This window comes from Sphingomonas sp. Tas61C01 (genome assembly GCF_052567495.1).
Genome location: NZ_CP199583.1, coordinates 3,515,293 through 3,540,700, shown reverse-complemented (window position 1 = coordinate 3,540,700; position 25,408 = coordinate 3,515,293). Strand labels below are relative to the sequence as shown.

Here is a 25,408-nt window from a genome sequence, read left to right as displayed (position 1 = left end):
TGCGTCCTTAGCGGCTTGCCACCGCCGTGGAACCACCGGTTGCGATCCCGCTTCGGTACAGCCGGCCGGCCGCCATCCGCGAATGCGACGAGCCGTGAACGCTTCGGCGCACCACCGGGAACCCGGAACCGACGGACGCTTTCTATTCTTCGTGTTGCGTATGAATGTTCCGGAAAAGAAGCGCTCGAGAGCAGCTCGCCTACGTCATGAGGCGTCCAATTGCGTGGCGCTCGCGGTGAGCACGGCCCAAACCACCTTTGCCGCGGAACTGATCGACGAGGCGCTAAAACTCGCCAAGCGATCGCAGGAGATCGGCGCCGGCGAGCGCTGACCTCCCGCTTGGCAAGGCGGGGTACAGGCGCCACCTTCCATGCAGCCGCGATGTCGTACGTCCAGCCTTGTCCCGACGGATCGGACCGGCGCGAGAGATTGCGCGGGCTGGCGCTCGCGGTCACGGCGCACCTGTTGCTCGGCTATGCGCTGGTCGTCGGCCTGCGGGTGACGCTGCCGACCACGATCGACCGGGCCTTGACGCTGGTCGATCTCCGCCCGCCGCAGCCCCCGCCCCGTGTGACGCCGCCCCCGCCACGGCAACGTCCTCACGCGCGCCGCGCCGGCGCGGCGTCGGCACCGAACCTGGTTGCCGACCCGACCCCGCTCGTCGCACCCGTGCCGGTGATCACGCTCCCGACCCCGCCGGTGATGGTGACAGCACCGATCGCCGGGAACGGCGCCGCCCCATCGGCCGGCGCGGCGCCGGTGGCGGGTCCGGGCACCGGCAGCGGTGGCGAGGGGGACGGGCGCGGTGGCGGCGGCGCGGGCGATGGTGACGGCGGCACCCCGCTGCGCCTGGTGTCGGGAAGCCTCGAGGACCGTGACTACCCCCGCGCCGCGCTCGCCGCGGGGATCGAAGGGGTCGTCGGCCTTCGCTTCGTGGTCGGCATCAAGGGCCGCGTCAGCGACTGCGTCGTCACGAGGTCGAGCGGCGACCGCGGTCTCGACGAGGCGACCTGCCGCCTGATCGAGCAGCGTCTGCGCTACCGCCCGACGCTGGACTCACGCGGAAGGCCGATCCCCGATATCGTCACCGGCGAGCACCGCTGGACGCTGCACCGGCGCGACGATGACCGCGACGACGACGGGGAGCGTTAGGGTCGAATTATCCAAGTGCGGCCGCCGTCGATCCTCCCCTGCAAGGGGAGGTGGCTGGCGTCAGCCAGACGGAGGGGTGACCCGCTATCCGGATAGGTGTCCCCCCTCCGTCAGGGCTATGCTCTGCCACCTCCCCCTGCAAGGAGAGGATCACCCGATGCGTACGATCCCGACCGAAGGCGACCCGGTCCCCGCGTTCAGGCGAACCGCACCGTGATCCGCTCGCGGCGACGCAGCGCCGTACCGACCAGCCCGAAGCCCACCAGCATCATCGCCCAGGTCGCGGGTTCCGGCACGGTCTGTGCGATCGCGGTCACGAACCCGGACGATACCCGAAGAACCGACGTGTCACCCACATCCTGGCCACTGACGGCAACGAAGAACAGGCTATCGGCCTTGGTGAAGTCGGGCAGCAAGATACCGTCGAAGATGCTTGTCGGGATCGGCTCGATACCGAAAAGCTGGAAGGTATATGCATAGCGGTCGGCTTCGTCGAAGAGCCGGAACGTCAAGGATCCGTCGACACTGTCGATCGACTGCTCGCTGGATACTCCGGTCAGCACGGTCGGCGTCACGCCACTGCTTGCGAAGGTCAGCTTGATGAAATTCTTGCCGCTATACAACGCATCGGGCGGCGTCGCGCCATTGGCCCCCGCCAGCGCGGTGTCGATGATGAGGCTGCCCGACACGTCCTGGGGGCCGGTGTCGATCGAGGTCGAGGAGCTTCCGTCCGATGCGGTCACTTCCTCGTAGGATCCGATCTGCGGCTGGCTCGGGTCGTACGCGAAGGTCACGCCGGAGAAGTTGATCGTCACCGCCGCCTGTGACGCGGTGGGCACGAAGGCCAGTGCGGCCGCGAGGAGCAAGTTCTTCATGGGACCTCCGATACCCGACGATCGGCCGGGACTTACATCCTAGGTGAATTAACTGTTAACCAAGATGCGTCCAGCTAAAAATAAGCTGGGCCGACGTCGGTTCGTCGCACGATCCGAATGGTCAGCTAATTGACTATTTGCGTTCGCGGTCGGACGGTGCCGTTCCTCTGGCCGGATTTCCGAATGAGCGCCGAAGCCGCGACCGCCGTGCCGACCCCCGCACCGATCACGCCAGCCACCGCCCCCGCGACCCGCCTGTTGCTGTTCGGCCTGCTCGGCTTCTCCGCGGGCCTGCCCTATTACATGTTCTCCACCGTGCTCTCGGCGCGGCTGACCACGCACGGCGTCGATCTCGTGATCATCGGCTTCTTCGGCTGGGTGCAGCTGCTGCCGACCTTCAAGTTCGCCTGGGCGCCGCTGCTCGATCGTTATGCGGTGCCCGGCTTCGGTCGCTTCTTCGGCAAGCGGCTCGGCTGGATCATGGTCGCACAGCTCGGCATCTTCGCGTCGATGGTCGCGATGGCCTTCACCTCGGGCGACGCCAGCCTGCCGGTCACCGCGCTGTTCGCGGTGCTGCTCGCCTTCTGGACGACGACGCTGGAGGTCGCCGCCGATGCCTGGCGGATCGAGCTCGCGCCGACCCCCGCCGAACAGGGCCCGCTGGTCGCCGCCAACCTATGGGGATACCGCAGCGCGATGGTCGCGGCGGGCAGCGGCGCGCTGATCGTCGCGGATCATGCCAACTGGACCTGGGCCTATCTCGCGATCGCCGCGGGCGCGTTCCTGCCATTGCCGATCCTCGCTGCGATGCGCCCCGCCCCCGATCGCATCGGCAGCCGCAGCGGCGCGCTCGCGACCGGCCTCGGCGCGGCGGCGGCGCTGCTCGGCGGCTCGCTGATCATCACCGCGGTCGTCGGCTATCTGGTCCTGGGCCTCGCCGACGCTGCCGGCATCGGTGCCAAGACCGACGCCACCCGCGCGGTGCTGGTCGTCTGCCTCCTGCCCTTCGTCGCGATGGCGGTGGCGCTGCCCCGGATCGTCCGCCTGCCGGAGACCGCCTTCGCGCGCCGCTCGACGATCATCGGCCCCTATGTCGATATCTTCTGGCGGTTCGGCTACCGAGCTCTGCCGATCCTCGGCTTCGTCACCTTCTACCGGATGGGCGACGTGCTGACCCTTGCGCTGTCGAAGCCATTGCAGATCGCCGCGGGCTACGACCTGACGACGATGGGAATAGCCGACGGCGCGGTGGCACTGCCGTCGAGCATGGCGGGGGTCGCGCTCGGCGCCTGGCTTGCGGTGCGGCTGAGGCTGTTCTGGGCGCTGGCGATCGGCGCGGTCGGATCGGCGTTGGGCAACTGGATCTTCGTGTGGCTCTGGTATGCCCCGCCTGCCGGCCATGTCATCTACATCGCCACCGCGCTCGATCAGTTCGCGCACGGGCTCGAAGGCGCGGTGTTCGTCGTCTATTTGTCGATGCTGGTGAACCCGCGCTACCCCGCGGCACAATATGCGTTCCTGTCGGGCTTCGCCTTTCTGCTGCCGCGGTTGCTCGCGGGCGCCGGAGGCAGCATCCAGAGGCAGATCGGCTGGGACGGATTCTTCACCCTGTCGGGCACGCTGAGCCTTGCGGCGGTCGTTTTCCTCCCCTTCATCGCTCGCGCCGCGCCCCGAACTGCACCCCGCACAACGCCCTGACCGCGGATCGCAATTGCCCGCGCGCCGCTAAATCCCTAGGCGCACCGCGATGTTCACCGCGCCCCCGGCCGATCAGGCCGCTCCCCCCGTTACGCGACGGCGGCGATGGCCTTCGATCCTTGCGATCCTGGTCGGAATCGCGCTCGTCCTGCTGCTCGCGATGACCAGTCGGTCGCCCTGGGTCGCGGCGCGCGGCACCGTGATCGCGGAACAGGTCGGCGCCGGCCGCGCCGCGGTCGCGCAGCTCCAGCCCGGCGGAGTCCCGCTGCCGCAGGGCAATGCGGTGCGCTTCGGGCGCGCCGAGCTCGACGGCATCGGCGCGCTGGTCAGCAACGGCTTTGAGCCCGATCGGCTGGCGCTGGAGGTACGCGGCGGGGTGATGACCGTCACCGCCAGCCGCCCCCTGTGGTTCGGCCGCTGGCTCAACCTGCAGCTGGTGACCGACGGCACCAGCAAGGGTTTCCCGCCGATCCGCCTCCGTTTCGGATCGATCGACCTGTCACCGGCGATGAGCCGCCGCGTCGTCGACCTGCTTCGCTACGCCGCGAATCGCCGCGGGTTGGCGCTGCCGCCGCTCGACAAGCTGGTACGGTCGGTGACGGTCGGCCGCGACGCGGTCGGCGCGATCATCGCGCTGCCGCCGCGCGACATGCTGGCCAACCGCATCGCCAAGCTCGAAAAGGACCCGGTCGACAGCGTTGCGGTGAAGCGGCTCTATTGTGGCCTCGCCGCCGCGCAGCGCCGCTATCCCAGCGACGATCTCGCCCGCCACGTCAACCGCGCGTTCGCCGGCGCCGCGGCCCAGGCGAACCCCGCCGCCTATAACCGCGCCGCCTTCGTCGCACTGGCGATGCTGCTGGTCGATCCGCGCGCAGGCGATCTGGCGGGGGGCGCACAGGCCGCGACCGCGAGCTGCCGGATCGAACCCGTGGTCGTCGCCATCCACGGTCGCGCCGACCTGTCGAAGCATTGGGCGTTGTCGGCCGCGCTGTCGGCGGGCGCCGGCGGGCAGTTGGCGCAGGCGCTGGGCGAGTGGAAGGAACTTGCCGACAGCCTGGCGCAGCAATCCGAATTTGCGGTCGGCGATCCGACTGGCTTCTCCTTCGTCGATCTTTCCGCCGATCGCTCGGGGTTCACGATCGCGCAGGCGGCGGCGGACCCTGACAACGCCGCACGGATCGGCGCGCTCCTCGCCCGCGCGACCCCCGCGAACATCCTGCCGGAATCCCTGCTGAGCCGGCGCGAGCGGCTGACCAATGCCGACTTTATCAAGCGCTACGGCAGCGTCCAGGACCCACGCTACGCCGCGATGGTCGCCGGCATCGATGCGGTGCTGGCGCGGGAGGCTATTCGCTAGACCGGCTCGGTGATCATCCTCCCCTGCAAGGGGAGGTGGCAGGGCGCAGCCCTGACGGAGGGGTGACGCCTTCTCCGGATGGCGGTTCACCCCTCAGTCTGGCTGACGCCAGCCACCTCCCATGCAGGGGAGGACGCGCCGAATGGGCCTTCAAGCAGCCGCGCGGGTCTCGCACGCGAGCAGCCAGCGCTCGGCGTCCTGCATCCGCTCGAACGCGCGGGCGGTGTCGCGGTGGACCATCCGCCGGATCTGCATCTTGGCGGGTGAATTGCCCGTCACGAACGCGATCCGCCGCGACATCAGTGCCGGATCCTCAAGCAACCGTCGAAACGCATCGACCACCTCCTGCAACTGGATCTTGCAGGCGGAGATGTCGCACAAGGTCAGGTGGCGCTCACTCGTCTTCGGCAGCGCTGCATAGGCCTTCATCTGCGCCTCGGCGAAGCTGGTGACGTCGGCGGCGCCGAAGAAACCACTTAAGGTGATGCGGACCACCGACTGGGCGGGGTCGATATCGATGGAGAAGTTTGCGAGCATGTCCCCGCTGTCGAGCCCGCTGGGATAACGACGAGTTAAAGAGCCAATGCGGGTGAGTATCGCCCCGAATTAGTTGGTTGGCCCCGCCGTGCGCGTCACGCGACCTGCAACGCCGCGGTCGCCATTGGCGCTGCTTCCCGCACCTCGAGCAGGCCGTGCCGCTTGGCGACGATCGTCGGCACCAGCGCCTGCCCCGCGACGTTCACCGCGGTCCGACCCATGTCGAGAATCGGGTCGATCGCGAGCAGCAGCCCCGCCCCCTCCAGCGGCAGGCCGAGCGTCGTCAGCGTCAGCGTCAGCATCACCACCGCCCCCGTCAGGCCGGCGGTCGCCGCCGACCCGATCACCGACACCGCGACGATCAGCAGGTAATCGGTCACGTGCAGCGGAACATTGAAATATTGTGCCACGAACAGCGCCGACACCGCCGGGTAGATCGCCGCGCAGCCGTCCATCTTGGTGGTGGCCGCGAACGGCACTGCGAACGCTGCATAGCTGCGCGACACCCCGATCCGCTCGACCGCTTCCTCGGTGACCGGCAACGTCCCGATCGAGGATCGCGACACGAAGCCGAGCTGGATCGCGGGCCATGCGTCGGCAAAGAACTGCCGCACGCCGAGCCCCTGGCTCCGCAGCAGCAGCGGGTAGACCACGAACAGCACCAGCGCGAGGCCGATATACACCGCCCCCGCGAACGCCCCCAGCGCCGATAGCGACGCCCAGCCATAGGCGACGATCGCATGCCCGATCAGCGCCGCGCTGCCGATCGGCGTCAATGCGATCACCCAGCGCAGGATCCGGCGGAAGATCGCCAGCGCGGAGGCGTTGAAGGTGAGGAACGGCGCACCGGCATCGCCGACCTTCACCGCCGCCGCGCCGACCGCGATCGCGATCACGATCAGCTGCAGCACGTTGAACGACAGCGCGGTGGTCGCCTCGCCGTCGACGATCTTGGTCGACGCGCCGATGCCCAGGATGTTGGCGGGGATCAGCCCGCGCAAGAAATCGAGCCAGGAGCCCGTGGTCGACGGCCGGACCGCTGCGGCCGTCTCGATCCCGGCGTGGAGGCCCGGCTGGATGATCGTGCCGAGCGCCAGCCCGATCGTCACCGCGATCAGCGCGGTGATCGCGAACCACAGCAGCGTGCTGGTCACCAGCTTGGCCGCGTCGCCGAGATCACGCAGCGCCGCGATCGACGCGACGATCGCGGTGAACACCAGCGGCACCACCATCGCCTTCAGCAACTGGACGAAGCTGTCGCCGACGATCCGCAAGCCCTCCGCGATTCCCATGGCCGCGGGGCTGGCGGGATCGAGCGAGCGGGCGAAGAAGCCGAGGGCGAGCCCGACGGCCATGCCGACGAGCACCTGTGCGGAGAACGGAAAGCGCCTGGTCATCTGCATACCCTAGCTCGCTCGATCGACTTGGCCAGCTATCAAGGCTGTCCTACGTAGAAGCCGTAATTGGGAACGCGCCCGACCTGCTGTAAGAGGGGTGCCGTATTCCGAGCGCGACAAGGATTGACCGCATGATCGACCGACTGCTGTTCCAGCACCCCCGCAGCGTTGGCGAAAGCTATGCCGAGCACGCGGTGGCGGCGTCGCGGATCGGCGCGCGGATGATGCTCGGCGGCGTCGCCTGCCTGGTCCATGCGGTCCTCCCCTCGCTCTGCGTCCGCACCGGCAGCACCACGATCAAGCGGCTCTACGCCGAGATGAAGGCGCGCCAACCCAACCACGCCACCCGCCGCCCCGCCTTCGACGAACCCGACTGGCAGCTCGAATACGAGATCTGAGGGGTTAGGCAGCACGGGTACATTGCTCGTCCGCTCAGTTGTGCTCCCGCGAAGGCGGGAGCCCAGTACTGGGTCCCCGCCTTCGCGGGGACACAATGAGCGCACGCACCCGATTGGACGCCCCCGCCCCCACCCGCTAGAGCCGCCCCATGCCAAAGGACGCTTACGACGCCATCATCCTCGGTGCGGGCGCCGCGGGCCTCATGTGCGCGGCGGTCGCCGGCCAGCGCGGGCGGCGCGTGCTGCTGGTCGATCATGCCGATGAGGCCGGCAAGAAGATCCTGATCTCGGGCGGCGGCCGGTGCAATTTTACCAACCTCCACTCCGCGCCCGATCGCTACCTTTCCGCCAACAAGCATTTCGCGAAATCGGCGCTCGGCCGCTACACCGCGCAGGATTTCATCGGGCTGGTCGATCGTCATCGCATCGCCTGGCACGAGAAGACGCTCGGCCAATTGTTCTGCGACGGATCGGCGCGGCAGATCGTCGCAATGCTGCTCGACGAATGCACCGCCGGCTCGGTCGACCTCATGCTCGGCCACCCGATCGCCGACGTCGCGCACGACGGCACCGGATACCGCGTCGCGTTCGGCGATCGCCAGGCGAGGGCACCGGCGTTGGTGCTCGCGACCGGCGGGCCGTCGATCCCCAAGATGGGCGCGACCGGTTTCGCCTACGACGTCGCGCGCCGGTTCGGCCTCAAGATCGTCGAGCCACGCCCCGCTCTGGTGCCGCTGACGCTCGGTGCCGACGACCTGCTGTTCCGCGAATTGTCGGGGGTCGCCGCGCCCGTCGTGGCGTCCGCGGGCAAGACCCGCTTCCGTGAAGCCGCGCTGTTCACGCACCGCGGCCTGTCCGGCCCCGCGATCCTGCAGATCTCCTCCTATTGGCGCCACGGCGACGCGATCGCGATCGACTTCGTCCCCGATGCCGCGCCCGACTGGCTGGTGACCGCCAAGCGCACCGCTCCCCGCACGACGCTGCGCCGAACGCTCGCCGGCGCGCTGCCCGATCGGCTGGCGGAAACGCTCGCCGATCGGCTTTCGCTGCCCGGCGAACTCGGCGCGCAGACGGATCGTCGCCTCGCCGACGCCGGCCGCAGCCTCGCCGCCTGGTCGTTCACCCCCAACGGCAGCGAAGGCTATGCCAAGGCCGAGGTCACCAGCGGTGGCATCGCCACCGCGGACCTGTCGTCGCAGACCATGGCCGCGCGGCGCATGCCCGGCCTCTACGCGATCGGCGAAGCGGTCGACGTCACCGGTTGGCTCGGCGGCTACAACTTTCAATGGGCCTGGGCGAGCGGCTGGGCCGCGGGGCAGGCATTGTGACCGGCCCGATCCGCATCCTCGTCGACGCCGACGCCTGCCCGGTGAAGGACGAGATCTACAAGGTCGCGTGGCGGCACGAGGTGCCGGTGACGATCGTCAGCAACAGCCATTTCCGCGTGCCGGTCCACCCGCTGATCGACCGCGTCGTCGTCAGCGACGGGTTCGACGCGGCCGATGACTGGATCGCCGAGGCGGCCGATCCGCGTGCGATCGTCGTCACCGCCGACATCCTACTCGCCGATCGCGCGCTGAAAGCCGGCGCCACAGTGCTCGCGCCAACCGGTAAGCCGTTTACCGCCGCCTCAATCGGCGGCGCCATCGCGACTCGCGCGATCATGGCCGATCTGCGCGCCGGCGGCGACATCGTCGGCGGCCCGGCACCGTTCGCCAAGACCGATCGATCGCGCTTCCTCTCCGCGCTGGACGCTGCCCTAGTTCGGCTGAAGCGAGGATGAGGGCGTGTCAGACCGGCACAAACCCATTAGGGAGGGCACAATGTTGCGGGTGCGAACAATGGCGGATACGCTAGAAGCGTCACTCGATCGGTGGGACGATAGATGAAGCGGATCTGGTGCTCTTTGTTCGGCCACAAGCCGATTCGCTCGCGCGGCAAGACCGGCCCGTATAGCGGCTGGACCACCTGCGGACGCTGTAAGAAGCTGATGGTGCCCGATTATTATGGCTATCGCCGTGCCACGCCCGAGCAGGAAAAGGTTTTCAAGCGCTGGCGCAAGCGCCAGGCGGCGCAGGAACTCGGCGGCGCGGAATAGGTCGCCGGGCTGGAGTCGCTAGATCGATACAATTCGTCACCCCGGCCTCGAGCCGGGATCGCGCTGCTCTTGGCTTCGCGGCCTCAACCGTTGAGCAACGCCTGTTCGCCCAACAGGATCGCGCCGAGCGGCCCGGCGTTCCCGCCAAGCGCCGGCGGCACCACGAAGGTGTCCGCCAACGCGACCTCCGGCAGCGCGACATAGCCGGCCAGGCTCTTGGTCATCGCGGCGCGCACGCGCGGGAACAGGTGCGTGGTGCCGACCATGACACCGCCGCCCATGACGATCCGCCTCGGCACCCCCGTCAGCACCAGCGTGTGGAGCAATTGTCCCAGTGCATGCGCCACGCCGTTCCAGGCCGGATGGTCCGCACCTAATTCGGATGCCGGCTGGCCGGTCCGCGCGGCGATCGCGGTGCCCGCGGCAAGGCCCTCCATGCAGGCGCCGTGGAACGGGCAGTTGCCGACCCAGTCGTCGCCCGGTGCGCGGACCGGGCGGATATGGCCGAATTCGGCGTGGGTCAGCCCGTCGACCGGTCGACCGCCCGCGATCAGTCCGACCCCGATACCCGTGCCGACGGTGACATAGGCGACGTCCGCCAGCCCCTTCGCCGCGCCCCATCGCGCTTCCGCCAGCGCCGCGCCGACCACGTCGGTGTGGAAGCCGGTCGGCACGCCCGCATGCCGCTCCAGCCGCCGCGCGACGTCCGTCCCCGCCCAGCCGGGCTTGGGGGTCGAGGTGATGTGACCGTAATCGCCCGCGCTGTGATCGATCGATACGGGGCCGAAGCTCGCGATGCCCAGTGCGACGAAGCCGCGCCAGCGGTCCAGCACCGCCTCCACCGCCGCCAGCGTCTCGTCGGGCCGGGTCGTCGGGATGCGTACCTCGTCGAGGATGTCCTCGGGCCCGCGCGCGAGGATGCAGTTGATCTTCGTACCCCCGAGTTCGATCCCGGCGATCAGCGGCGTTTCGACCATCGGGTCGCAATCCTCTTCAGCGCGCGACGATCGGTCCCGCTCGGCGGGTCCGATGGCAAAGTTTGCGCGATGGGTAAAGCCGCGGATGCCGCAGCGTCAGCCGCCGGCGGGCGACTCGGACCGGGAGAGCAGCGTCTCGATCGCTCCCTCGAGCTGCGAGCGATCGAACGGCTTCTGCAGCAACAGGCTGTTCGGCACCCCCTCCTCCGACCAGGAAAGCGCGCTGTCGCCCGTGACGTAGACGATCGGCAGGTCGGGGATGATCTCGCGCGCGCATCGCGCGATCTCCCAGCCGTCGAGCCCGTCACCAATGCGGATGTCGGCGACCAACAACGAGAAGTCGCTGAGCCCGTCGCCCAGGATGTTCAACGCCTCGCCGCCGCTCCGCGCGCTGACCACGCCGTAGCCACCCTCCGCCAGCGCCTCTTCGAGAAACATCAGGACGGTGGGCTCGTCCTCGACGACCAGTATCGTTCTATCCATGACGGTATCCCATCGATCTAAATCGCGTCGCGCGGGACTATCGAGAAAAGATCGCGAAAATCCACCGAAAAGATCGACAGCCGATCTGGAACCACGATGAACCCCGTTACGGTTCCATAACCCTTGTTTAAGCATGCGCGCGCATCTCCGGCACGACGGGTGTCGAGAGGGGCGGACAAAGTGTTGGAAGGCCGGGGTTTTCGAAACGCGTGGCGGTGCCTGATGCTGCTCGCCGGCACGACGGTGGCCGGCACCGCGCACGCTGCGTGCGGCGTCGCGGCGACCACCAGCGGCGATCTGGGTGGCCAGTCCCCGGCAGCGCTGAAGGCCGGCGCACCGCCCTATATGGGCGTGTCCGGCGGCTTCTCCTGCCCCACGCCGCCGGTCGCGACGCTGCTGGCGGGCGATTATCTGAAGGCGACCGTCGCATCGGGATCGACGCTGAAGCTCACCTCCACCACGACCACGGACAGCGTCGGCTACACGCTGTCCGCCGGATCGACCGGCGGTTCGCCGCTCGTGCCCGGCACCGCCTTCTATTACGTCAACGGCACCGTCCTCAATGTCCTCGGCCTGCTGGGGCCCGGCGCGGTCAACGTACCGGTCTATGTCAAACTGTCCGCCGGCCAGACGATCGCGCCCGGCACCTATACCGGCAGCGTCACGATCAAATGGGACTGGTATTTCTGCTCGCTGATCGGCGCGCTGAACGCCTGCATCGGCACGCTCGACAGCGACAGCAAGACCGCGACGATCAACTTCAAGCTCGAGGTCGCGGCGAAGCCCGCCACGGTGACGATCTCCTCGGTGACCACCTGGGATCCCGTCTCCGCCACTACCGCCCCCAAGGCGATCCCGCTCAGCCGCCGCCGCACCGCGCTGACCGTCGTCAACCCGGACATCGTCGCGCTCGATCTCAATACCCTGCGCCTCGCATTGCCGACCGGCGCAGGCACGATCCTGGCGCTCGACGGCGACGGCACCGGGTCCGGCGCGGTGGTGCAGACGACCCAGGGCAGTACCCCGTCCGCACTCACCGTCAGCTATGTGAGCCCGTCGACTCTCACCGACGACGTCGAATTCTCGTCCGATGGCGGCGCGACCTGGGGCTATGTGCCGGTCGTCGGCAACACCGCCAGCCAGGGCGCGGTGACGCATGTGCGCTTCAGCCCCAAGGGGAGCATGGCGCCCTCGTCGTCGCTCAGCATCTCGGTTCCCTACCTCGTGAAATGACCATGGCGGACGGCGACGCGCGACGGGACTAGGTCCGGCATCATGACCTTGCAGGTTGACGGTGATTAGCATCGCCCCCTATCGGGCCCCCACCGATCCTGCTCCTGGCGGGACGAGCGCAACCGACGCGAAAGTGGCCATGATTACCGATTCCGACCGTCGTCGCGTGGCTATCCTGATCCTCTCGCTCCACGCGATCCGGCGCGACCAGTTCAAGGCGTACAGCGTCCTCGATCACCCGCTCGAAATCCTGCTCAACCTGTTCGTCGCGCATGCCGAGCACGGCTCGGTCGACCGCACGACGATCCTGACGATCGGCAACAGCAATCCCGCGGTCACCGGCCGCTGGCTCAACCACCTCGAAGGTGTCTCGCACATCGGCATCGAGGGCGACCGGGTGAAGCTGCGCGCGCTGGGGCTCGCCGCGGTGCGCAGCTTCCTCGGCAAGTCGCTGCACCTGATCGAGGATTTCAGCCAGGGCGACACGCCTGCCTCGCCGTCATGAGGACGGTGTCGGATGCCGTGTCGGTCCGGCTCTATCACCTTGCCGAGGCGCAGGGCGGCGGTGCCACGACGCTGATGTATGGCACGATGGCCGAGGCCCTCGCCATGGCGGCGCGGCAGGACGAGGATACCCAGGCGGCGCTCTTCCTGCAGACCAGCGACGACGTCGTGCCGTACCTCGACTTCATCGACTGAGGCGCGGGTGCGAGCCCGGCATTGCTACTCCACCGTCACCGACTTCGCCAGGTTTCGCGGCTGGTCGACGTCCGTGCCCTTCAGCACCGCGACGTGATAGGCGAGCAGCTGGACCGGCACCGCATAGACCAGCGGCGCGATCAGCGGGTGGACCTTGGGCATCGTGATCGTCGCGATGCAGCCCTCGCCCGCGGCCTGGATGCCGTCATAGTCGCTGATCAGCACCACCTTGCCGCCGCGCGCCTGGACCTCCTGCATGTTCGACACGGTCTTGTCGAACAGCGGCCCCGACGGTGCGATCACGATGACGGGCACATGTTCGTCGATCAGCGCGATCGGGCCGTGCTTCATCTCGCCCGCGGCATAGCCTTCGGCGTGGATGTAGCTGATCTCCTTCAGCTTCAGCGCGCCTTCGAGCGCCAAGGGATAGTCGGTCCCGCGGCCGAGATACAGCACGTCGCGTGCGCTCGCGATGGTATGCGCCATCGCCTCGATCGCCTCGTCATAGGCGAGCGCACCGTTCAACGCGGCGGGCGCCTCGCCCAGATAGCGCACGATCGCGCGCTCCTCGACGTCGCTCAGCCGTCCCTTGGCCTTTGCCAGATTGGCCGCGAGCGCCGCGAGCACCGCCAGCTGGCAGGTGAACGCCTTGGTCGACGCGACCCCGATCTCCGGGCCCGCATGCGTCGGCAACAGCAGATCCGCCTCGCGTGCCATCGAGCTGGTCGGCACGTTGACGACCACCGCGATCGTCTGCCCTTCCGATTTGGCGTGGCGCAGCGCGGCCAGGGTGTCGGCGGTCTCGCCCGATTGCGAGATGAACAGCGCCAGCCCGCCCGGCTCCATTACCGGCGCGCGGTAGCGGAACTCGCTGGCGACATCGAGGTCGACCGGCACCCGCGCGAATTGTTCGAACCAGTATTTGGCGACCATCCCCGCATAGAAGCTGGTGCCGCAGGCGACGATGGTGACGCGCTTGATCGTCGACAGATTGAAATCGGGAATCGGCAGCGTGATCCGCTCGTCCATCCGCTGGAGGTATGAGCGCAGCGTCTGCGCGACGACGATCGGCTGTTCGTAGATCTCCTTCTGCATGAAGTGGCGGTGATTGCCCTTGTCGATCAGCGCGCCGGTGACGCCCGAGATCGTCACCGCGCGCTCGACCGGCTGGTTGTCGCGATCGAACACCTCGGCGCCGTCCCGGGTGCAGACCACCCAGTCACCCTCGTCGAGATACGCGATCCGTTGGGTCAGCGGCGCCAGCGCCAGTGCGTCCGACCCGAGATAGGTCTCGCCGTCGCCATGCCCCACCACCAGCGGCGATCCTAGCCGCGCGCCGATCAGCAGCTCGGGATGATCGCGGAACAGGATCGCCAGCGCGAACGCACCGTGGAGCCGCGGCAGCACGTCGCGCACCGCGTCGGCGGGGGCGGCGCCCGCCTCGACTTTCTCGCTGATCAGGTGCGCGACGACTTCGGTGTCGGTGTCGCTGGTGAACACCCGGCCGCGCGCGATCAGTTCCTCGCGCAGCGGCTTGAAGTTCTCGATGATGCCGTTGTGGACGACCGCGACGTGATCGGTGGCGTGCGGATGCGCATTGTTGGTGGTCGGGCCGCCATGCGTCGCCCAGCGGGTATGCGCGATGCCGGTGGTGCCGGGCAGCGGGTTGGCGGCGAGCTCGCGCGCCAGGTTGACGAGCTTGCCCGAGGCGCGCCGGCGATCGATCGCGCCGTCGACGTCGGTGGCGATACCGGCCGAATCATAGCCGCGATATTCGAGCCGCTTGAGCCCATCGAGCAGACGATCCGCGACGTCCTCGCGACCCACGATCCCGACAATTCCACACATTTCAACGTCTCGTCAGCCAGAGGTGCCAGTTACTATTAACTCAGTCCCGCTTCTTGCGGGCGAGCATCGTTTCGCGGAACAGCTTCGCCCAACCTGCCCGCTCGGTCTGCGGCGGTCGGACCAGCGCCAGCGCATCGGCCGCGACGTCCTTGGTGATCACCGATCCTGCGCCGACGATCGCACCCGCGCCGATCGCGACCGGGGCGACCAGCGCGCTGTTCGATCCAATGAACGCGCCCTCGCCGATCACCGTGCGATATTTGAAATATCCGTCGTAATTGCAGGTGATCGTCCCCGCACCGATGTTCGCGTTCGCCCCGACTTCCGCATCGCCGAGATAGGTCAGGTGGCTCGCCTTGGCACCGTCGCCGAGCACCGCCTTCTTCATCTCGACGAAGTTGCCGACCTTGGCCTTGGTGCCGAGCACCGCACCGGGGCGGAGCCGCGCATATGGTCCGACTTCCGCCTTCGTGCCGATGGTCGCGCCCTCGATATGGCTGAACGCGTGGATGGTGGCGCCGTCGGCGACCTTGGTGCCCGGCCCGAACACGACGTTGGCGCCGATCGTCACGTCGCGGCCGATCACCGTGTCGTGCGCGAACCACACCGTCTCGGGCGCGATCAGCGATGCGCCGTCGTCCATCGCCCGCTGCCGCCGAGCCGCCTGCCAGCTCGCCTCGAGCGCGGCGAGTTCGCTGCGGCTGTTGACGCCGGCCACCTCCGCCGCCTCGGTCTCGATCACCGTCGCGACACGCCCGTCACCGGTCGCGAGCATGACGACGTCGGGGAGGTAATACTCGCCCGCCGCATTGTCGTTGCCGACCCGCGCCAGCAGCTGCCAGCAATCGGGCGCCCGCAGCGCCATCAGCCCCGAGTTGCACAAGGTCAGCGCGCGCTCGGCATCCGAGGCATCCTTGTATTCGACCATCTTGGCGATGCGACCCTCGCCGTCCGCGACGATCCGGCCATAGGCGGCAGGATCGACGGGCCGGAAGCCGAGCACCACCGCCGCCGCCCGCGGGTCGCGGTCCAGCACCGCGAGCATGCGCGCCATCGTCGCCGCCGACACCAACGGCACGTCGCCGTAGAGGATGAGGACGTCGCCGGAGTATCCCGCCAGCGCCGCCTCGGCCTGGCGCACCGCATGCCCGGTGCCGAGCTGCTCCGCCTGCTGGACGGTCTCGAACCCGAGCGGCGCGACCTCGCGCTCGACCTGCTCGCGCCCGGCGCCCGTGACCACGACGATCCGCTCGGGGTTCAGCGCCGCCAGCGTGTCGATCAGATGCAGCAGCATCGGCCGTCCCGCGATCGGGTGGAGCACCTTGTGAAGGTCGGACTTCATCCGCGTGCCCTTGCCGGCAGCGAGGATGATCACGGCTAGGGGGTTCGTCATGCCGGCCGACTGCCACGATTGAATTGGCAATTCCATAGGTGCGGTGGCAGTTGCCGCCCACATGACCGATTTTTCATATGCGGTCGTCGGCTTCGATCTCGACGGCACCCTGCTCGATACCAGCGGCGATCTCACCGCCGCGGTCAATCACGCGCTCGCCGCCGCCGGCCGGGCGCCGCTGTCCGTGGCGCAGGTCAAGCCGATGATCGGCGGCGGTTCGCGGCACATGCTCGCCCAGGGCCTCTCCGCGAGCGGCGGTTACGACGAGGCGATGCTCGATGATCTCCAGGCCAGGCTGCTCGCCTATTACGAGGCCAATATCGCGGTCCTCACCCGGCCCTATCCGGGCTGCCTCGACGCGCTCGACGCGATCGTCGCGCGCGGCGCCAGGGTCGCGATCATGACCAATAAGTTAGAGGCGCTCGCCCGCCGGCTGCTCGGCGAACTCGGGCTGACCGATCGGTTCGCGGCGATCGTCGGCGGTGATTCGCTCGGACCCGGCAACGCCAAGCCCTCCCCCGCCCCGATTCGCGCGATGGTCGAGCGGGCGGGCGGCGGCCCCGCGGCGTTCGTCGGTGACTCGATCTACGACGTCCAGGCGGGCCAGCGCGCCGGGCTGCCGGTGGTCGCGTGCAGCTTCGGCTTCCTGATGCAGCCGGTCGCCGAACTCGGCGCCGACGCGATCATTGATCATTACGACGAGCTGATCCCGACGCTGGAGCGCCTCGCCGCGCCTTGATCCACAGATGCCGCGCCAGCATCGCGGGCGGCATGCGCAACCAGTGCGAGCGGACGTAGAAGGCGAGCCGTGTCGCCGGTCGGGTCGGCCGCCCCCATCCGTCTCGCGCCAGCACCCGGCGCCGGATCAGCCGATCGCCGAGGGTTGGGCGTGTCCAGTCGGTCGGGATCGCGGTCCCGAACAGCTGATGCGCCAGCCTTGCTACCTGCCGCACCTGCACCCCGAGCCCGTGCGACCGCGCCCGATTGTCGAGACCGTCCGTGCCGAACTCCTCGATCAGGCAGTGGACGTCCCACAGATTGCGCAGCCCCCCGGCGAGGTCGCCGTCCGCCAGCAGGTGCGCGGCGGCGTGGACGATCATGTCGGCGGGCGCGAGCGTGTACAGCCCGTTTCCGAGATCCCGTGCGTCGCCCAGCAGCGCCGCGGCATCGGGGGTGATCCGCGCGGTCAGCGGCAGGATCGTGTGGTGGACGTCGATCATTCGGTCACGATCGCGGTGGATCAGCGGCGGCAGCTCGTGCATGTGATCGCGGTAATAGGCGTCGTCATACGGGTCGGGCTTGACCCATTCCCACCCGCCCGCGAGCAGCGCCGCCTCGACCGCCGGCAGCGCCGAACGCGGCACTAGAATATCGAGATCGCCGATCGCGCGACCCTGCCCCGCCGACAGCCCCGCGGCGACGAACGCGGTCCCCTTCAGCAACACGACCCGGCACCCGATCGGCGCCAGCACCCGCCGCGCCATCTCCGCCTCCCACAGCGCGGCGCGACGCCCCGCCTCCGCCGATGCGCGCGCGTCGTGCAACGCCGCCGCGACTACCTCGGGCATCGGTAGTCCGGCGAGCCGATGCGCCAGCGTGCCGATCAGCTGCTCGGCGCGCGCGATCGTCAGCAGCGCGATCCAGTCGGTCTCGAGCGGCAGCCCGGACGGATCGCGCAGCGCGCGGACCAGCAGCGCGGCGTCGGTCACAGCGCGCGCCACAGCTGCTCGACCTGATCGATTGCGGTCGCGCCGTCGGGATAGTCGATCGCGATCGACGGCACGCCGCGCACCAGGCCCGTCAATGCCCCGAACCCCGCCTCGCCGAGCGCGACATAGTTGGTCGACGCTTGGGTCAGCCGCACGAACGCCTCGCTCGGCGGCACCGCGCGGATTGCGGGCGCGAAGCCGTATCGCGGGAACAGAATCGCGGCGGGCTGCGCCGCCTCGTCCATCGCCGCGATCGCGCGCGCATCGGGCACCATGTGGCGGATGTCCCCCTTTGGGGTTCCCGCCAGCAGCGGGCCGAAGCGTCCCTCCGGCCACGCCGCCCGCGCCGCCGCGATCGCCTCGTTCTTCAGGCTGATCAGCCGCGGGAACGCGTGGACCGCGCCCGTCGCGACGTCGACCAGCGCGAACTCGTCCCCCATGAACCGCCATCCCGACGCCGCGAGCAGGGTCGCCAGCGTCGACTTGCCCGCCCCCGACTCGCCGGTCATCAGTACCGCCCGTCCGTCGCGCTCGACCGCGGAGGCGTGGAGCAGCAGATAGCGTCTGCCACCGAGCGCGAGCTGGAGGTTCATCCCCATCTCCGCCGCCAGCAACCCCTGCGCAAGTGGCAGTGGCGCCGCCTCGGGCAGCATATAGTCGCCGCCGATCGTCACCGACGGCCTCACCCAGCGCCGCCACGGTCGCGCGGCGGAGAGGCGCACGGTGAAGTCGGCGATGTCGGGCGTGGGATAGCCGCGGTAGAGATCGCGCAGCGCCGCGATCGGCTGTGCCCAGTCCGATCCGATGCGGAAACCGATCGGGCCGATGCGGATCGCGATGCCGTGCCTCATGCCGCGCGCAGCAGCCCCGCCGCGACCAGCTCGTCGACCCGCGCCGCCAATGCCGCAGGATCGGCATCGGCCAGGTCGTAGTCGCGGGTCAGCGCGGCGAGCAGCGCGTCGAGCGACAGCGGCTCGGCGGTCAGCGCGGCGACGATCTCGGGCGCGGGACTGACCAGCATGTGGGTGATCCCCGACGCGCGGTGGAACAGCGCGGTGAACGCGTCGAGATCCGCCGCCAGGATCGCATCGGCAGGCGGTGCCGCATACCGCACCGGCACGAGCTCAGCCGCGCGGCATCTGCAACGACGCGAAGCAGGTGAAGCCGCCCTGCCCGCGTTGCAGCCGGCGGATATAGTTCACATAGGCGCGGTTGCTCTCCCACGTCGTGCCGGGCAGCTGCGCGCCGTTCAGCGCGCGCTTGATCTCTTCCGCCTTGAACGGCCGCGGTGACGGCGCGAACGCGCCCTGCGTGCCCGACGGCACCAGTGTCCCGTCGGCGGCGATATAGCGCCCCGCGCGGCCGGCGTCGGGCACCGCGATCTGGCAGTTCATCACCGATCCCGCGGTTTGCGCCAGCGCCGGGCGGATCGACACGATCGCCCCGGCCCCGACCGCGCCGAGCTGCAGCACGCGGCGGCGCGTCGCCACGCCCCCACTCTCACCCACAGCCTCGCCCGGCTCATCGGATCGCGTCTCGTCGGTCATGCAGGCCCCTTGCGCCGCATTCCTTTCACAAAGCGTTATCGTGGGCAATCGCGGGTTAAGTACCGCGACGGGACGAACCCCGGTGTGACCCGCGACGATTTCGCGTAGGGGCGGCGACATGACCTCCCGATTCGCCCAGCGCCTGACGGGTGGCCTGATCATCGCCGCGGGCGCCGCGCTCGCGGTGTTCCTGGTCGACGGGCGGCTGGACGGCGCCGCGATCACGCTGGTCGGCGGCATCGCGGTGCTGCTCGCCGCGATCGGCACCCGCGAGGACAGCCCGCCGCCCGTCCCCGCCGAAGACGCCGATGGCAGCGTCCTCGTCCGCGAGGTGCTCGACGCGATCGTTGAACCGGTCCTGCTGGTCCGCGCCGGCACCGTCACCTTCGGCAACGGCGCCGCGCGCGCGTTGCTCGGCAGCCACATCGTCGGCGAGGACGTCCGCGTCGCGATCCGCCATCCCGCGGCGGCGGACCGGCTCGCCTCCTCGGCGCCCGCCTCGGATCGGCCGGTCGAGCTGGTCGGGCTCGGCTCGCCGGATCAGCGCTGGGAGATGCGCACCGGCAACGCCTCGGACGGCGCGCGGATCGTCCACCTGATCGACCAGACCGGCAACTACGCCGCCGAACGGATGCGGGTCGATTTCGTCGCCAATGCGAGCCACGAGCTGCGCACCCCGCTGGCGTCGATCCTCGGCTTCATCGAAACGCTGACCGACGAGGCGGGCGACGACGCCGCGGTCCGCACCCGCTTCCTGAAGGTGATGTTCGACGAGGCGCGGCGGATGCAGCGGCTGGTCGAGGATCTGATCTCGCTGAGCCGGATCGAGGCGGAGAAATACCGTCTGCCTGCCGAGACGGTCGACCTCGCGCTGCTGATCGCCGACGTCCGTTCCGAGCTGCTCGATGCGGCGGGCGACCGGGCACGCGACGTCGTCGCGACGATCGATCCGGGCGTGGCCGGGATCGTCGGCGACCGCGCGCAGCTGTCGCAGATGCTCCACAACCTGATCGGCAACGCGATGAAATACGGACGCGCCGGCACGCCGGTGACGATCAGGCTGGCGGCGGACCGCGCGAACACGATCCGTCTGTCGATCGCCGACGAGAGCGAGGGGATTGCGCCCGAACATATCCCGCGGCTCACCGAGCGATTCTACCGGGTCGATGCCGGACGCAGCCGGTCGCTCGGCGGCACCGGGCTCGGTCTCGCGATCGTCAAGCACATCGCCGAACGGCATCGCGGTCGCCTCGACATCGCCAGCCGGGTCGGGGTCGGCACCACCGTTTCGGTCACCCTGCCCGCGGCGGAGGCGATGTCATCAAAGGGTAACGCGGATGTCACACAGGCTCGGGTGTAGCGGCCCGGCGGCCGCCGGCGGGGTATCGATGCGCGTTCTGCTTCTCGGGATCGGGCTGGTACTGGCGGGGTGCCGGGACCAGGCCAATGGCGGCGGCGCCGGATCGCGCGACCAGATCACCGCGGTCGGATCGTCGACCGTCTACCCCTTCACCACCATCGTCGCCGAACAGTTCGTCGCGAGCAACGCCGATGCCCGCGCGCCGGTGATCGAATCGACCGGCACCGGGGCGGGGATGAAGCTGTTCTGCGCCGGCATCGGTGCCGCGCATCCCGATATCGAGGACGCGTCGCGGCGGATGAAGGCGGTCGAATACGCCGCCTGCGCGCGCAACGGCGTCCGCGACGTCATCGAGATCCAGGTCGGGATCGACGGCATCGCCTTCGCCGAATCGAAGCGCGGTCCGGCGATGTCGCTGACCCCCGCCGATCTCTACCGCGCGCTGGCGGCGACGCCCGGCGGCCGCCCTAATACCGCGCAGACCTGGCGCGACGTCAACCCAGCGCTGCCCGCAACCGCGATCCAGGTCTATGGCCCTCCCGCGACCAGCGGCACCCGCGACGCGCTGACCGAGCTGATCCTCACCCGCGGCTGCGAGGAGAGTGACCCGCGCGCCAAGCCGCTCGCCGCCACCGACCCCGACGCGCACAAGGCGCTGTGCACCCGCATCCGCGAGGACGGCGCCTATGTCGATGCCGGGGAGAACGACAACCTCATCGTCCAGAAGCTCGCCTCGAACCCCAATGCGATCGGCGTGTTCGGCTACAGCTACCTGGAGGAAAATGCCGCCGCAGTGAACGGCGTGCGGATCAACGGCGTCGTCCCGACCTATGCGACGATCGCGAGCAACCGATATCCCGGCTCGCGCCCGCTCTACATCTACGTGAAGAAGGCGCATCTGACCGCGATCCCCGGCCTGCGCGACTTCGTGAAGCTCTATGCGTCGCTATGGGGCGCCGACGGCCCGCTGGTCCGCCGCGGCCTGATCGCGGCGCCCGACGCGGTCCGCGCGCGATCCGCCGCGATCATCGCCCGCGAACTGCCGCTCGACCCGATGACGCTGTCGTGAGCCTTTGGTCGAACCACACGCTTCGACCACCCCGGCGAAGGCCGGGGCCCAGTCGCGAGACGAGCGTAACGGCGGGTAGCGCTCCGTTACCCTGGCTTGCCCAGCTGGGCCGCGGCCTCCGCCGGGAAATAGAAGCATGGCGTTCGCCGGTCTCGACTGCGGAACAGCCCTAGCATGAGCACGCTCGGCCTGTTCTTTCTCGTCATCGGCTTCGCGCTGATCGGCTGGCTCGCCGCACGTATGCGCGCGACCACGTTTCGGGTCGGCAGCACCGCGCGGTTCAGTTCGTTGCCGGTGCATCATGGCTGGTTCGTCGCGCTGTGCACGATCGTTCCGCCGCTCCTGTTTCTCGGCATCTGGTCGCTGACCTCGCCCGCGTTGGTGACCGACGCGGTGCTCCGCACTCCCGCGGCGATGCTGCTGCCGCCACCCGGCTTCGATCGCGCGTCGATCCTGTCGGAGGCGCGCAGCCTCGCCCAGGGCCGCAGCTACGGCGCCTTCCACGAACTCGCGCGGACGCTGGCGCCCGCCTATGCCGCCGCCCAGCAACGCTATGACTGGATCGCGAGCGCGGTGGCGTTGCTGCTCGCCTTTGCGGGTGGCGCGCTCGCCTTCACCCGGGTGCGTGCCAGCTTCTCCGCGCGGACCCAGGTCGAACGGCTGGTCATGCTGCTGCTGCTCGGCGCCTCGCTGATCGCGATCCTGACCACGGTCGGCATCGTCGCGTCGCTGCTGTACGAGGCGACGCGCTTCTTCCAGATGGTGCCGATCACCGATTTCCTGTTCGGCACCCACTGGAGCCCGCAGGTGATCGATCCGCGCGATCCCGGCGCGAACCTCGGCGTGGTGCCGCTGTTCTGGGGCACCTTCTTCATCGGCGCGGTGATCGCGATGATCGTCGCGATCCCGTTCGGGCTGATGAGCGCGATCTACCTTACCCAATATGCGCGCCCCGTTACCCGCCGCTGGATGAAGCCGATCCTCGAGGTGCTCGCCGGCGTCCCGACCGTGGTCTATGGCTATTTCGCGGCGTTGACAGTGGCGCCCGCGGTCCGCGATCTCGGCGTCTGGCTGGGGATCAGCTGGGCCTCGTCCGAGAGCGCGCTGGCTGCGGGGCTGGTGATGGGCATCATGATAATCCCGTTCGTGTCGTCGATGGCCGACGATTCGATTGCCGCGGTGCCGTCGTCGATGCGCGACGGCAGCCTGGCGATGGGCGCGACCCCGTCCGAGACGATCCGCAAGGTGCTGCTGCCCGCGGCGCTCCCCGGCGTCGTCGGCGGCGTGCTGCTGGCGATCAGCCGCGCGATCGGAGAGACGATGATCGTGGTGATGGCTGCGAGCGGTGTCGCGACGCTGACGGCCAATCCTTTCGCCAGCACCACCACCGTCACCAAGCAGATCGTCGACCTGCTGACCGGCGAAGCGGAATTCGACAGCCCCAAGACGCTCGCCGCCTTCGCCCTGGGGCTGACGCTGTTCATCGTCACGCTGCTGCTCAACATCGTCGCGCTCTCGGTCGTGAAACGCTACCGTGAAGCCTATGAATAGCCCCCGTCCCGTCACGCATCGGGCGCCGACCGACTGGCGCACCGCGGCGCTGCAGAAGCGGATCCGTGGGCGCTACGCGGCCGAGCGACGCTTCCGGCTGATGGGGCTGGCGGCGGTGTGGCTGTCGGCGGCGTTCCTCGCCTTCCTGCTCGGGTCGATGCTGCTGCAGGGCGCGAGCGGTTTCCGCGAGACCCGGATCGCGCTGCCGATCGATCTCGCCGCCGCCCGGCTGCCGATCGAGCGCAACCGCCTCCAGGGCCGCGGCGCCGATCTCGCGCTGGCGGGCGCGGGGCTCGAGAACGCGGTCGATGCCGCCGCCGGCAAGGCGCTGGGCCCGGACGGAGCCGATCTGATCTCCGACGGAGCCTGGCTGGTGGTCCGCGACGCGGTGAAGCGCGACCCATCGCTGCTCGGTCGCCGAGCGGTGATCGAGGTCCCCGCCGCCAGCCCGATCGACATCGCCGCTAAGTATGACGGCGACTCCGCCGCCGAAGCCGCGGTGGCCCGGCTGAAGGCGCGGGGGATGCTGACGTCGGGCTTCGACACCGGCTTCCTCACCGGTGCGGATTCGACCGACGCGACGCGAGTCGGCATCTGGGGCGCGTTCAAGGGATCGCTGCTGACGATGATCGTCACGCTCGCGCTCGCCTTTCCGATCGGGGTGCTGTCCGCGCTCTATCTCGAGGAATATGCGCCGCGGAACCGCTGGACCGACCTGATCGAGGTGTCGATCAACAACCTCGCCGCGGTGCCCTCGATCATCTTCGGCCTGCTCGGTCTCGCGGTGTTCCTCGGCACCTTCCACCTGCCGCGGTCGGCGCCGCTGGTCGGCGGGCTGACGCTCGCGCTGATGACGATGCCGGTGATCGTGATCGCCGGGCGCAACGCGATCAAGGCGGTGCCGCCCTCGATCCGCGACGCCGCGCTCGGGATCGGCGCCTCGCCCGTGCAGGTCGTCTTCCACCACGTCCTGCCGCTTGCCCTGCCGGGTATCCTGACCGGCACGATCATCGGCATGGCGCGCGCGCTGGGCGAAACCGCACCGCTGCTGATGATCGGCATGCGCGCCTTCATCGCGGCGCCGCCGGGCGGCCTCGCCGATCCCGCGACCGTGCTGCCGGTGCAGATCTTCCTCTGGTCGGACGAGGTCAGCCGCGGCTTCGTCGAGAAGACCTCCGCCGCGATCATCGTCCTTCTCGTCTTCCTCCTCGCGATGAACGGGCTGGCGATCTACCTCCGCAACAGATTCGAGACCCGCTGGTGATGTCCTCTCCCAAGATCACCGCGCGCAACGTCAGCGTCTATTACGGCGCCACGCGTGCGATCGACGATGTGTCGATCGACGTCACCCAGGACGAGGTGGTGGCGTTCATCGGACCGTCGGGCTGCGGCAAATCCACCTTTCTGCGCACCCTCAACCGCATGAACGACACCGTCGCCAGCGCCCGCGTGGAGGGCGAGATCCACCTCGACGGCGAGGACATCTATTCGCCCGCGATGGACGTCGTGCAGCTCCGCGCCCGCGTCGGCATGGTCTTCCAGAAGCCCAATCCCTTCCCGAAATCGATCTACGAGAACGTCGCCTATGGCCCGCGCATCCATGGGCTGGCCGCGTCGAAGGGCGATCTCGACGGCATCGTCGAACGCTCGCTGCGTCGCGCCGGCTTGTGGGACGAGGTGAAGGACCGGCTCACCGACAGCGGCACCGCGCTCTCGGGCGGGCAGCAGCAGCGGCTGTGCATCGCCCGCGCGATCGCGGTCGATCCAGAGGTCATCCTGATGGACGAGCCGTGCAGCGCGCTCGATCCGATCGCCACCGCCAAGATCGAGGAACTGATCCACGAGCTGAAGGGCCGCTACGCGATCGTCATCGTCACGCACAACATGCAGCAGGCGGCGCGGGTCAGCCAGCGCACCGCCTTCTTCCACCTCGGCAGTCTGATCGAATTCGGCGCGACGTCGGACATCTTCACCAATCCGCGGCAGGAACGCACCAAGGATTACATCACCGGCCGCTACGGCTGAGC

At 69.0% G+C, this 25,408-nt stretch carries 28 protein-coding genes; 17 read left to right on the top strand and 11 right to left on the bottom strand.

Annotated elements, in window-relative coordinates; translation table 11 throughout:
- Positions 1-94 precede the first annotated feature (94 nt).
- Together ACT009_RS16605 and ACT009_RS16600 are read left to right on the top strand one after the other, a co-directional pair.
- Positions 95-331: a hypothetical protein gene (locus ACT009_RS16605; protein ID WP_445192155.1), complete on the top strand. Its 237-nt coding sequence runs from the start codon at positions 95-97 to the stop codon at positions 329-331.
- 50 nt (positions 332-381) lie between these two features.
- On the top strand, positions 382-1,152 hold the full coding sequence (locus ACT009_RS16600; RefSeq protein ID WP_445192154.1) for an energy transducer TonB: 771 nt from the start codon (positions 382-384) through the stop codon (positions 1,150-1,152).
- A 197-nt stretch (positions 1,153-1,349) separates the two neighbouring features.
- On the opposite strand, the gene ACT009_RS16595 is transcribed toward ACT009_RS16600, so the two are convergent.
- Positions 1,350-2,027 (bottom strand): PEPxxWA-CTERM sorting domain-containing protein, encoded by a 678-nt coding sequence (locus ACT009_RS16595; RefSeq protein ID WP_445192153.1) that lies wholly within the window; start codon positions 2,025-2,027, stop codon positions 1,350-1,352.
- A gap of 183 nt (positions 2,028-2,210) precedes the next feature.
- On the opposite strand from ACT009_RS16595, the gene ACT009_RS16590 reads away from it, so the two are divergent.
- Both ACT009_RS16590 and ACT009_RS16585 read left to right on the top strand, forming a co-directional pair.
- Entirely contained in the window at positions 2,211-3,725 is a 1,515-nt protein-coding gene (locus ACT009_RS16590) for a permease (RefSeq protein WP_445192152.1), read from the top strand.
- 49 nt (positions 3,726-3,774) lie between these two features.
- Positions 3,775-5,082, top strand: coding sequence for a hypothetical protein (locus ACT009_RS16585; RefSeq protein WP_445192151.1), 1,308 nt, complete (start codon positions 3,775-3,777; stop codon positions 5,080-5,082).
- A 150-nt stretch (positions 5,083-5,232) separates the two neighbouring features.
- On the opposite strand, the gene ACT009_RS16580 is transcribed toward ACT009_RS16585, so the two are convergent.
- Positions 5,233-5,619: a hypothetical protein gene (locus tag ACT009_RS16580; protein WP_445192150.1), complete on the bottom strand. Its 387-nt coding sequence runs from the start codon at positions 5,617-5,619 to the stop codon at positions 5,233-5,235.
- A gap of 95 nt (positions 5,620-5,714) precedes the next feature.
- Positions 5,715-7,016: a dicarboxylate/amino acid:cation symporter gene (locus ACT009_RS16575; protein WP_445192149.1), complete on the bottom strand. Its 1,302-nt coding sequence runs from the start codon at positions 7,014-7,016 to the stop codon at positions 5,715-5,717.
- A gap of 131 nt (positions 7,017-7,147) precedes the next feature.
- Here ACT009_RS16575 and ACT009_RS16570 point away from each other — a divergent pair, with 131 nt between their 5' ends.
- From ACT009_RS16570 to ACT009_RS16555, 4 genes are all read left to right on the top strand, one after another.
- Positions 7,148-7,414, top strand: coding sequence for a DUF6356 family protein (locus ACT009_RS16570; protein WP_445192148.1), 267 nt, complete (start codon positions 7,148-7,150; stop codon positions 7,412-7,414).
- Between the two features lie 149 nt (positions 7,415-7,563).
- Entirely contained in the window at positions 7,564-8,742 is a 1,179-nt protein-coding gene (locus ACT009_RS16565; protein ID WP_445192147.1) for an NAD(P)/FAD-dependent oxidoreductase, read from the top strand.
- A gap of 8 nt (positions 8,743-8,750) precedes the next feature.
- On the top strand, positions 8,751-9,197 hold the full coding sequence (locus ACT009_RS16560; protein ID WP_445194129.1) for a YaiI/YqxD family protein: 447 nt from the start codon (positions 8,751-8,753) through the stop codon (positions 9,195-9,197).
- Positions 9,198-9,299: 102 nt separating this feature from the next.
- The gene (locus tag ACT009_RS16555) at positions 9,300-9,512 is read left to right on the top strand and encodes a hypothetical protein (RefSeq protein ID WP_445192146.1); all 213 of its coding nucleotides are present in this window, start codon (positions 9,300-9,302) and stop codon (positions 9,510-9,512) included.
- Positions 9,513-9,595: 83 nt separating this feature from the next.
- Here ACT009_RS16555 and ACT009_RS16550 read toward each other — a convergent pair whose 3' ends face one another.
- Both ACT009_RS16550 and ACT009_RS16545 read right to left on the bottom strand, forming a co-directional pair.
- The gene (locus tag ACT009_RS16550) at positions 9,596-10,489 is read right to left on the bottom strand and encodes an ROK family protein (protein ID WP_445192145.1); all 894 of its coding nucleotides are present in this window, start codon (positions 10,487-10,489) and stop codon (positions 9,596-9,598) included.
- Positions 10,490-10,585: 96 nt separating this feature from the next.
- On the bottom strand, positions 10,586-10,972 hold the full coding sequence (locus ACT009_RS16545; RefSeq protein WP_445192144.1) for a response regulator: 387 nt from the start codon (positions 10,970-10,972) through the stop codon (positions 10,586-10,588).
- A gap of 222 nt (positions 10,973-11,194) precedes the next feature.
- Here ACT009_RS16545 and ACT009_RS16540 point away from each other — a divergent pair, with 222 nt between their 5' ends.
- From ACT009_RS16540 to ACT009_RS16530, 3 genes are all read left to right on the top strand, one after another.
- A complete protein-coding gene (locus ACT009_RS16540; protein ID WP_445192143.1) occupies positions 11,195-12,205 on the top strand; it encodes a spore coat protein U domain-containing protein in 1,011 nt (336 codons plus the stop codon).
- Positions 12,206-12,371: 166 nt separating this feature from the next.
- Positions 12,372-12,710 (top strand): hypothetical protein, encoded by a 339-nt coding sequence (locus tag ACT009_RS16535; protein WP_445192142.1) that lies wholly within the window; start codon positions 12,372-12,374, stop codon positions 12,708-12,710.
- A complete protein-coding gene (locus ACT009_RS16530) occupies positions 12,707-12,904 on the top strand; it encodes a hypothetical protein (protein ID WP_445192141.1) in 198 nt (65 codons plus the stop codon). Before ACT009_RS16535 ends, ACT009_RS16530 begins: the two co-directional genes overlap by 4 nt.
- A 24-nt stretch (positions 12,905-12,928) precedes the next feature.
- On the opposite strand, the gene glmS is transcribed toward ACT009_RS16530, so the two are convergent.
- Entirely contained in the window at positions 12,929-14,752 is a 1,824-nt protein-coding gene (gene glmS / locus ACT009_RS16525) for a glutamine--fructose-6-phosphate transaminase (isomerizing) (protein ID WP_445192140.1), read from the bottom strand.
- A 40-nt stretch (positions 14,753-14,792) separates the two neighbouring features.
- Positions 14,793-16,145 carry a bifunctional UDP-N-acetylglucosamine diphosphorylase/glucosamine-1-phosphate N-acetyltransferase GlmU gene (glmU, locus tag ACT009_RS16520; protein WP_445192139.1) on the bottom strand — a complete coding sequence of 451 codons (1,353 nt, stop codon included), beginning with the start codon at positions 16,143-16,145 and terminating at the stop codon, positions 14,793-14,795.
- A gap of 61 nt (positions 16,146-16,206) precedes the next feature.
- Here glmU and ACT009_RS16515 point away from each other — a divergent pair, with 61 nt between their 5' ends.
- Entirely contained in the window at positions 16,207-16,884 is a 678-nt protein-coding gene (locus tag ACT009_RS16515) for an HAD-IA family hydrolase (RefSeq protein ID WP_445192138.1), read from the top strand.
- Here the strand turns inward: ACT009_RS16515 and ACT009_RS16510 are convergent.
- The 4 genes from ACT009_RS16510 to ACT009_RS16495 are packed head-to-tail and all read right to left on the bottom strand — an operon-like array spanning position 16,829 to position 19,401.
- Complete coding sequence (locus ACT009_RS16510; protein ID WP_445192137.1) at positions 16,829-17,854, bottom strand: nucleotidyltransferase domain-containing protein; 1,026 nt, start codon at positions 17,852-17,854, stop codon at positions 16,829-16,831. The two genes, ACT009_RS16515 and ACT009_RS16510, sit on opposite strands and share 56 nt — an antisense overlap.
- The gene (locus tag ACT009_RS16505; RefSeq protein WP_445192136.1) at positions 17,851-18,705 is read right to left on the bottom strand and encodes an HprK-related kinase A; all 855 of its coding nucleotides are present in this window, start codon (positions 18,703-18,705) and stop codon (positions 17,851-17,853) included. Before ACT009_RS16505 ends, ACT009_RS16510 begins: the two co-directional genes overlap by 4 nt.
- Complete coding sequence (locus tag ACT009_RS16500) at positions 18,702-18,974, bottom strand: HPr-rel-A system PqqD family peptide chaperone (RefSeq protein ID WP_445192135.1); 273 nt, start codon at positions 18,972-18,974, stop codon at positions 18,702-18,704. Before ACT009_RS16500 ends, ACT009_RS16505 begins: the two co-directional genes overlap by 4 nt.
- Positions 18,975-18,978: 4 nt before the next feature.
- A complete protein-coding gene (locus ACT009_RS16495; RefSeq protein WP_445192134.1) occupies positions 18,979-19,401 on the bottom strand; it encodes a hypothetical protein in 423 nt (140 codons plus the stop codon).
- Positions 19,402-19,519: 118 nt separating this feature from the next.
- On the opposite strand from ACT009_RS16495, the gene ACT009_RS16490 reads away from it, so the two are divergent.
- From ACT009_RS16490 to pstB, 5 genes are all read left to right on the top strand, one after another.
- Positions 19,520-20,761 carry an ATP-binding protein gene (locus ACT009_RS16490; RefSeq protein WP_445192133.1) on the top strand — a complete coding sequence of 414 codons (1,242 nt, stop codon included), beginning with the start codon at positions 19,520-19,522 and terminating at the stop codon, positions 20,759-20,761.
- Positions 20,762-20,789: 28 nt separating this feature from the next.
- Entirely contained in the window at positions 20,790-21,830 is a 1,041-nt protein-coding gene (locus tag ACT009_RS16485; RefSeq protein ID WP_445192132.1) for a substrate-binding domain-containing protein, read from the top strand.
- A 174-nt stretch (positions 21,831-22,004) separates the two neighbouring features.
- A complete protein-coding gene (pstC, locus tag ACT009_RS16480; RefSeq protein ID WP_445192131.1) occupies positions 22,005-23,381 on the top strand; it encodes a phosphate ABC transporter permease subunit PstC in 1,377 nt (458 codons plus the stop codon).
- Entirely contained in the window at positions 23,374-24,645 is a 1,272-nt protein-coding gene (pstA, locus tag ACT009_RS16475; protein ID WP_445192130.1) for a phosphate ABC transporter permease PstA, read from the top strand. The genes pstC and pstA overlap by 8 nt, the downstream gene beginning before the upstream one ends.
- Entirely contained in the window at positions 24,645-25,406 is a 762-nt protein-coding gene (gene pstB / locus ACT009_RS16470; RefSeq protein WP_445192129.1) for a phosphate ABC transporter ATP-binding protein PstB, read from the top strand. The genes pstA and pstB overlap by 1 nt, the downstream gene beginning before the upstream one ends.
- The last annotated feature ends 2 nt before the right edge of the window (positions 25,407-25,408 follow it).